Origin of the sequence: Pseudomonas sp. SED1 (assembly GCF_034044025.1) — a bacterium.
In the GTDB taxonomy this organism is placed as follows: Bacteria; Pseudomonadota; Gammaproteobacteria; order Pseudomonadales; family Pseudomonadaceae; genus Aquipseudomonas.
On record NZ_JAXCIS010000184.1, the window covers coordinates 1 to 7622 of the forward strand.

Genomic DNA, 7622 nt, shown 5'->3' on the forward strand with positions numbered 1-7622 from the left:
TAAGTAGCCGTTACCTAAATAACGGATATGTACCCAATCAAACCACCACAGCCTGCCGCACCTGCTTCTCCAGTTCAGCCTTCAACCCAGGCTCCAACTTAAGCTGCCGCGCCAACTCATCGAGATACGACTTCTCCATGAAGTTCTCCTCATCCACCAACATCACACTGGCGATATACATCTCGGCAGCCAACTCCGGAGTGCTGGCAGCCCTAGCCACATCTGCCGGATCAAGAGGCTTGTTAAGTTCAGCATGCAACCACTGCTGCAACTCACGATCACTGTCCAGCTTCAAAAACTCCCCTTCGATCAACGCCCGCTCCCGCTCATCCACATGCCCGTCAGCCTTGGCCGCCGCCACCAGCGCCTTCAAAATCCCCTGGCTATGCTGCTCGACTTGCGCCGGCGGCAGGCGGTCGATGGTCTGCGGCTCGCCCTGAGGCGCATTGGCCTGCTGCGCCTGCCAGTTGCCATACGCCTTATAGGCAATCACCCCCAGCGCCGCCAACCCACCGTAGGTCAGCGCCTTACCGCCAAACTTGCGGGCTTTCTTGTTGCCCATCAACAGGCCCATGGCACCAGCCGCGAGGGCCCCACCACCGGCACCGCCGAGCAAGCTACCCAACCCGCCGCCGCCCAGCAGGCCGCCAAGGGCACCTTTGTCATCTGACTTGCGCTGCCCGCCAGCCTTGTTCTGCAACATGTCCTGCCCGGATTTGAGCAGTTGATCGAGCAATCCACGGGTATTCATTCACAGCCTCCAGAAACTAGGGTTCACAGGACCAATAGGCTCCCAGCGTAAAACTAAGTGCCAAAAACCCCCGATCTAGAGTGCTTCCAGATGTAACGCGCTTACCCCTCAATTAAAACGATATACACTCGAACAAATCTATAAAAACACCCCACTGGTAATTCCAGCATGATGACCTTGCGTCAGATCCGTCACTTTATCGCCGTGGCCGAGACCGGCTCGATCTCCGCCGCCGCCCAGACCGCCTTCATCTCCCAGTCCACCCTGACCCTGGCGATCCAGCAACTGGAACAGGAAATCGGCGTCAACCTGTTCAACCGCCACGCCAAGGGCATGACCCTGACCCACCAGGGCCACCAGTTCCTGCGCCAGGCGCACCTGATCCTTGCCACCGTCGACAACGCCAAGCGCAGCCTGCAACAGAGCACCGATCAGGTCGCCGGGCAATTGATCATCGGCGTGACCAGCCTGGTCGCCGGCTACTACCTGGCGGATTTGCTCACGCGTTTCCAGCGCGCCTACCCCAATGTCGAAATCCGCGTAATGGAAGACGAACGCCCCTATATCGAACACTTGCTGGTCAGCGGTGAAATCGACGTTGGCGTGCTGATCCTCTCCAACCTCGAAGACCGCCACGCCCTGCAAACCGAAGTGCTCACCCACTCGCCCCATCGTTTATGGCTGCCCGCCCAGCACCCGCTGCTGGAACACGACAGCATCAACCTCGCCGACGTTGCCCGCGAACCGCTGATTCAACTGAACGTCGATGAAATGGGCCACAACGCCCAACGCATGTGGACCGGCGCCGGGCTGCAACCCCGCGTCACCTTGCGCACCGCCTCGACGGAAGCCGTACGAAGCCTGGTGGCCGCCGGCCTCGGCGTGTCGATCCAGCCGGACATGACCTACCGCCCCTGGTCCCTGGAAGGCGACATTATCGAAGCCCGGCCGATTGCCGACCTTAGCCAAACCCTCGACGTGGGCCTGGCCTGGCGCCGGGGCACGGCGCGCCCGGCGTTGGTGGACCCGTTCCTGACGGTAGCCCGTGAACAGCCCCACCCACGCAAGCCATCTATTTAATCGAATGCTGCTTTCAGTATTTAGTATTTGTTGACCTCGCGCCTGACCTCTAGTCTCTGCTCATCCCATAAGAGAAGGTCAGGCGCCTCGTAAGAGAACAGCCATGACCACACAAGAAAAGAGATCGCGAAAAATGTCTGGCGCGCCCACACCGCTGCTCACTGCGTTGCTGATCGACGGCGAACTGGTCGCAGGCGAAGGTTTTGTCGAGCCGATCATCAACCCGGCCACCGGTGAAATCCTCACCCACATCGCCGAAGCCAGCACCGAACAGGTCGAAGCCGCGATTCTCGCCGCCCACCGCGCCTTTGCCGGTTGGTCACGGACCACGCCCCAACAGCGCTCGAACATTCTCCTGGGCATCGCCGATGCCATCGAAAAACAAGCCGACTACCTCGCCCGCCTGGAATCGCTGAACTGCGGCAAGCCGTTGCACCTGGCGCGCCAGGACGATTTGAGTGCCACTGTCGATGTGTTCCGCTTCTTTGCCGGTGCCGTGCGCTGCCAGACCGGGCAGCTCAGCGGTGAATACCTGCCGGGCTACACCAGCATGGTGCGCCGCGACCCGATTGGCGTGGTCGCCTCGATTGCGCCCTGGAATTACCCGCTGATGATGGCCGCCTGGAAGATCGCCCCGGCCCTGGCCGCCGGCAATACCCTGGTGTTCAAGCCCTCGGAACATACGCCACTGTCGATCCTGGCCCTGGCGCCCGTGCTGAGCCAGCTGTTGCCGCGCGGGGTGATCAACATCCTGTGTGGCGGCGGCGAAGGCGTCGGCAGCCATTTGGTCAGCCACCCGAAGGTGCGCATGGTGTCGTTGACCGGCGATATCGTCACCGGGCAAAAAATCCTCCAGGCCGCCTCCAAGACCCTCAAGCGCACCCACTTGGAACTGGGCGGCAAGGCTCCAGTGATCGTGTGTAACGACGCCGACCTGCAAGCCGTGGTCGAAGGCGTGCGCGCCTACGGGTATTACAACGCCGGCCAGGACTGCACCGCCGCGTGCCGCATCTACGCCCAGGCGGGCATTCACGACAAGTTGGTGGCCGACCTCGGCGCCGCCGTCAGCAGCCTGCGGTTTGCCGGCAAGCGCGATGCCGACAACGAACTCGGCCCGCTGATCAGCACCCGCCAGCGCGACCGGGTGGCCAGTTTTGTCGAACGTGCCCTCGGCCAGCCACATATCGAACGCATCACCGGCGCCGCCGTGCATTCCGGCGCCGGCTTCTTCTACCAGCCAACCTTGCTGGCCGGTTGCAAACAGAATGATGAAATCGTGCAGCGCGAAGTGTTCGGACCGGTGGTCACCGTGACCCGCTTCGACGAGCTGGAGCAGGCCGTGGACTGGGCCAACGACTCGGAATACGGCCTGGCCTCCTCCGTCTGGACCCAGAACCTGGACAAGGCCATGCAGGTGGCGTCGCGCCTGCAATACGGCTGCACCTGGATCAACAGCCATTTCATGCTGGTCAGCGAAATGCCCCACGGCGGCTTGAAGCGTTCGGGGTATGGGAAAGATCTGTCCAGTGATTCGCTTCAGGACTACAGCGTGGTGCGGCACATCATGGCGCGCCACGGCCAGCATCTTTAAAACAACAACTACGCTCTCGCATCACCTGCTGCAAAAACTGCCCCGACCATAATTAAAGAAGAGGGAACCCCCATGTCTGCGCACAAGACCGCACTGCTCAGTGCCCTGACCACCGCGCTGCTGGCCAGTGTCAGTATCCAGGCCGCCGAACCGCTCAAGGCGGTCGGCGCCGGCGAAGGCCAGTTGGATATCGTCGCCTGGCCCGGCTATATCGAACGTGGCGAAAGCGACAAGAACTACGACTGGGTCACCGGTTTCGAAAAAGAGACCGGCTGCAAGGTCAACGTCAAGACCGCCGCCACCTCTGACGAGATGGTGAGCTTGATGGCCAAGGGCGGCTACGACCTGGTCACCGCGTCGGGCGATGCCTCGCTGCGCCTGATCGGCGGCAAGCGCGTGCAGCCGATCAACACCTCGCTAATTCCCAACTGGAAGAACATCGACCCGCGCCTCAAAGATGCGCCGTGGTATGTCGTCGGCCAGCAAACGTACGGCACGCCGTACCAATGGGGCCCGAACGTGTTGATGTACAACACCAACGTGTTCAAGACCGCGCCCACCAGCTGGAACGTGGTGTTTGAAGCGCAGAACCTGCCGGACGGCAAGCCAAACAAAGGCCGTGTGCAGGCCTATGACGGCCCGATCTACATCGCCGATGCGGCTTTGTACCTCAAGGCTACCAAGCCGGAACTGGGCATCCAGAGCCCGTACGAACTGACCGAAACCCAGTACAAGGCCGTGCTCGACCTGTTGCGCGCCCAGCAACCGTTGATCCACCGCTACTGGCATGACACCACCGTGCAAATGAGTGACTTCAAGAACGAAGGCGTGGTGGCGTCCAGCGCGTGGCCGTACCAGGTCAACGGCCTGGTCAACGAGAAACAGCCGATTGCCTCGACCATTCCGAAGGAAGGCGCTACCGGCTGGGCGGACACCACCATGTTGCACGCCGAAGCCAAGCACCCGAACTGTGCCTATAAGTGGATGGATTGGTCTCTGCAGCCGAAGGTCCAGGGTGACGTGGCCTCGTGGTTCGGTTCGTTGCCGGCGGTTCCCGCTGCGTGCAAGGAGAGCGAATTGCTCGGCGCAGAGGGTTGCAAGACCAACGGTTTCGACCAGTTCGAGAAGATCGCCTTCTGGAAAACCCCGCAGGCTGAAGGCGGCAAGTTTGTGCCGTATAGCCGCTGGACCCAGGATTACATCGCGATCATGGGCGGCCGCTAGCCCGCCCTAGTTGATCGTTCCCACGCTCCGCGTGGGAATGCAGCCCTGGACGCTCCGCGTCCGCTTTTAACGTCGTGACGCAGAGCGTCACAGGAGGCGTTCCCACGCTGAGCGTGGGAACGATCACCTCTACCTCCGATTTAATTTTCACAAGACGCGCCTTTTTTGGAGCACCGCACGATGACGCTTGCAGTCCAATTCACCCACGTTTCCCGTCAGTTCGGCGAAGTGAAAGCCGTTGACCGGGTTTCCATCGATATCCAGGACGGCGAGTTCTTTTCCATGCTCGGCCCTTCCGGCTCGGGCAAAACCACGTGCCTGCGCCTGATCGCCGGTTTCGAGCAGCCGAGTGCCGGCTCCATCCGCATTCACGGTGAAGAAGCCGCCGGTTTGCCGCCCTATCAACGCGACGTGAACACCGTGTTCCAGGATTACGCGCTGTTCCCCCACATGAACGTGCGGGACAACGTGGCCTACGGCCTGAAAGTCAAAGGCGTGGGCAAGACCGAACGCCTTGACCGTGCCGAAGAAGCCCTGGGCATGGTTGCCCTCGGCGGCTACGGCGACCGCAAGCCGGTGCAACTCTCTGGCGGCCAGCGTCAACGGGTGGCCTTGGCCCGTGCGCTGGTCAATCGTCCTCGTGTGCTGCTGCTCGATGAGCCCTTGGGCGCTCTGGACCTGAAGCTGCGCGAGCAGATGCAAAGCGAACTGAAGAAGTTGCAGCGCCAGCTCGGCATCACTTTCATCTTCGTCACCCACGACCAGACCGAAGCGCTGTCAATGTCCGACCGCGTGGCGGTGTTCAACAAAGGCCGTATCGAACAGGTCGACACCCCGCGCAACCTGTACATGAAGCCCGCCACCACCTTCGTCGCAGAGTTTGTCGGCACCTCCAACGTGATTCGCGGCGAGCTGGCGCAACGCTTGAGCGGCAACCCGCAGCCGTTCTCGATCCGCCCGGAACACGTGCGTTTCGCCGAAGGCCCGCTGGGCAGTGGCGAGGTAGAAGTCAGCGGCCTGCTGCACGATATCCAGTACCAGGGCAGCGCCACCCGCTACGAACTGAAACTGGAAAACGGCCAGGCCCTGAACATCAGCCAGGCCAACAATCAATGGCTGGACACCACCGCCGGGCATCAGATCGGCCAGTCCATCACCGCGCGCTGGGCGCGGGAAGCCATGACGCCGTTGACCGACATCGCAGGCGAGGTGTGACATGAGCCTGGCCCTGTCCCAACCCCCGATGCGCAGGTTTTCCAACCTGCTGTACAAGAAGCCCAACCTGTACCTGTCGTTGCTGCTGGTGCCGCCGCTGATCTGGTTCGGTGCGATCTACCTGGGTTCGCTGCTGACCTTGCTGTGGCAAGGCTTCTATACGTTTGATGACTTCACCATGGCGGTCACGCCGGACCTGACCCTGGCCAACTTCGCCGCGCTGTTCCAGCCATCGAACTTCGACATCATCGTGCGCACCTTGAGCATGGCGATTGTGGTGTCGATCGCCAGTGCCGTGGTGGCCTTCCCCATCGCCTATTACATGGCGCGCTACACCACGGGCAAGACCAAGGCGTTTTTCTACATCGCGGTGATGATGCCGATGTGGGCCAGCTACATCGTCAAGGCCTACGCCTGGACCCTGCTGCTGGCCAAGGGCGGCGTGGCGCAGTGGTTCGTGCAGCACCTGGGCCTGGAGCCGGCGCTGCAATTCATCATGGGCATTCCCGGCGTGGGCGGCAGCACCTTGAGCACCTCGCACCTGGGGCGGTTCATGGTGTTTGTGTACATCTGGCTGCCGTTCATGATTTTGCCGATCCAGGCCTCGCTTGAACGCCTGCCGCCGTCGTTGCTGCAAGCCTCGGCAGACCTCGGCGCCAAGCCGCGCCAGACCTTCATGCAAGTGATTTTGCCGCTGTCGGTGCCGGGGATTGCGGCGGGTTCGATCTTCACCTTCTCGCTGACCCTGGGGGACTTCATCGTACCGCAACTGGTGGGCCCGCCGGGTTACTTCGTCGGCGGCATGGTCTACGCCCAGCAAGGCGCTATCGGCAACATGCCCATGGCCGCTGCATTCACCTTGGTGCCGATCGTGCTGATCGCGGTTTACCTGTCCATCGTCAAACGTCTGGGGGCCTTCGATGCACTCTGAAAAAGCCTCACTCAGTTTAAAAATCGCGGCTTGGGGTGGGTTGGTTTTCCTGCACTTCCCGATCCTGATCATCTTCCTCTACGCCTTCAACACCGAAGAGGCAGCCTTCAGCTTTCCACCCCAGGGCTTCACCCTGAAGTGGTTCAGCGTGGCCTTCTCGCGGCCGGACGTGCTGGAAGCCATCAAGCTGTCGCTGCAAATCGCCGCCATCGCCACGCTGATTGCGATGGTGCTCGGCACCCTGGCGTCGGCGGCGTTGTATCGCCGGGAGTTCTTCGGCAAGCAAGGCATCTCGCTGATGCTGATCCTGCCGATTGCACTGCCGGGGATCATCACCGGTATCGCGTTGCTGGCGACCTTCAAGACCCTGGGGATTGAACCGGGGATGTTCACCATCATCGTCGGCCACGCCACCTTCTGCGTGGTGATCGTCTACAACAACGTGATCGCGCGCTTGCGCCGCACTTCCCACAGCCTGATCGAAGCCTCGATGGACCTCGGTGCCGACGGCTGGCAGACCTTCCGCTACATCATCATGCCCAACCTCGGCTCGGCGTTGCTGGCAGGCGGCATGCTGGCGTTTGCGCTGTCGTTCGACGAAATCATCGTCACCACCTTCACCGCCGGCCACGAGCGCACCTTGCCGCTGTGGCTGCTCAACCAGTTGAGCCGGCCACGGGATGTGCCGGTGACCAACGTGGTGGCGATGCTGGTGATGATCGTGACGATGTTCCCGATTCTGGGTGCCTATTACCTGACCCGCGGCGGCGAAAGCGTGGCCGGTAGTGGCGGTAAATAACTGACAACACATTGCCACTGAAGGAATGAGA

Annotated in this window: 7 protein-coding genes; 6 read left to right on the forward strand and 1 reads right to left on the reverse strand. The window is 61.5% G+C overall.

Annotated features, from left to right (window positions below; genetic code table 11):
- Positions 1-37: 37 nt before the first annotated feature.
- Positions 38-751, reverse strand: a complete 714-nt coding sequence (locus SNL23_RS23945) for a tellurite resistance TerB family protein (protein WP_076017495.1) — start codon at positions 749-751, stop codon at positions 38-40.
- Between the two features lie 168 nt (positions 752-919).
- On the opposite strand from SNL23_RS23945, the gene SNL23_RS23950 reads away from it, so the two are divergent.
- From SNL23_RS23950 to SNL23_RS23975, 6 genes are all read left to right on the forward strand, one after another.
- Complete coding sequence (locus SNL23_RS23950; protein ID WP_003209548.1) at positions 920-1831, forward strand: LysR family transcriptional regulator; 912 nt, start codon at positions 920-922, stop codon at positions 1829-1831.
- A 133-nt stretch (positions 1832-1964) separates the two neighbouring features.
- Positions 1965-3422, forward strand: coding sequence for a gamma-aminobutyraldehyde dehydrogenase (locus SNL23_RS23955; protein WP_172834529.1), 1458 nt, complete (start codon positions 1965-1967; stop codon positions 3420-3422).
- Positions 3423-3494: 72 nt separating this feature from the next.
- Positions 3495-4646, forward strand: a complete 1152-nt coding sequence (ydcS, locus tag SNL23_RS23960) for a putative ABC transporter substrate-binding protein YdcS (protein WP_076017496.1) — start codon at positions 3495-3497, stop codon at positions 4644-4646.
- A 180-nt stretch (positions 4647-4826) separates the two neighbouring features.
- Positions 4827-5861: an ABC transporter ATP-binding protein gene (locus SNL23_RS23965; RefSeq protein WP_318303793.1), complete on the forward strand. Its 1035-nt coding sequence runs from the start codon at positions 4827-4829 to the stop codon at positions 5859-5861.
- Position 5862: 1 nt separating this feature from the next.
- Positions 5863-6792 carry an ABC transporter permease gene (locus tag SNL23_RS23970; protein ID WP_076017498.1) on the forward strand — a complete coding sequence of 310 codons (930 nt, stop codon included), beginning with the start codon at positions 5863-5865 and terminating at the stop codon, positions 6790-6792.
- Positions 6782-7591, forward strand: coding sequence for an ABC transporter permease (locus SNL23_RS23975; protein ID WP_003209553.1), 810 nt, complete (start codon positions 6782-6784; stop codon positions 7589-7591). The genes SNL23_RS23970 and SNL23_RS23975 overlap by 11 nt, the downstream gene beginning before the upstream one ends.
- The last annotated feature ends 31 nt before the right edge of the window (positions 7592-7622 follow it).

Bases quoted from the DNA above. Each gene is read 5' to 3' on its own strand.
- SNL23_RS23945 (WP_076017495.1), bottom strand. From the start codon at position 751: ATGAATACCCGTGGATTGCTCGATCAACTGCTCAAATCCGGGCAGGAC.
- SNL23_RS23950 (WP_003209548.1), top strand. From the start codon at position 920: ATGATGACCTTGCGTCAGATCCGTCACTTTATCGCCGTGGCCGAGACC.
- SNL23_RS23955 (WP_172834529.1), top strand. From the start codon at position 1,965: ATGTCTGGCGCGCCCACACCGCTGCTCACTGCGTTGCTGATCGACGGC.
- ydcS (WP_076017496.1), top strand. From the start codon at position 3,495: ATGTCTGCGCACAAGACCGCACTGCTCAGTGCCCTGACCACCGCGCTG.
- SNL23_RS23965 (WP_318303793.1), top strand. From the start codon at position 4,827: ATGACGCTTGCAGTCCAATTCACCCACGTTTCCCGTCAGTTCGGCGAA.
- SNL23_RS23970 (WP_076017498.1), top strand. From the start codon at position 5,863: ATGAGCCTGGCCCTGTCCCAACCCCCGATGCGCAGGTTTTCCAACCTG.
- SNL23_RS23975 (WP_003209553.1), top strand. From the start codon at position 6,782: ATGCACTCTGAAAAAGCCTCACTCAGTTTAAAAATCGCGGCTTGGGGT.